Below are 208 nucleotides of genomic sequence, written 5' to 3'. Positions count from 1 at the left end.
CAACCGCTTCGTCCTGCGCTGGGCGCGTGCGATCACCGGTCGCAAGGTGGTGCTGGTATTCGACGGTTGCTACCACGGCACGGTCGACGACACCCTGGTTCGCTGCCGCGACGGCCGCACCGTGCATCGCTCCGGCCTGCTCGGCCAGGCCCACGACCTCACCCAGTTCAGCCGCGCGGTGCCGTTCAACGACCTCCAGGCCCTGGAG

1 pseudogene is annotated in these 208 nt (G+C 69.7%); it reads left to right on the top strand.

The window, feature by feature from the left end:
- A pseudogene (locus G5A07_RS22125) lies at window positions 1-208 on the top strand (hypothetical protein); the annotation flags it as partial.

Source organism: Stenotrophomonas sp. AS012628 (assembly GCF_010608305.1).
GTDB classification, from domain to species: Bacteria; Pseudomonadota; Gammaproteobacteria; order Xanthomonadales; family Xanthomonadaceae; genus Stenotrophomonas; species Stenotrophomonas geniculata.
Note: the sequence above shows the minus strand (reverse complement) of the source record. Positions and strands in the feature narration are given on the sequence as shown.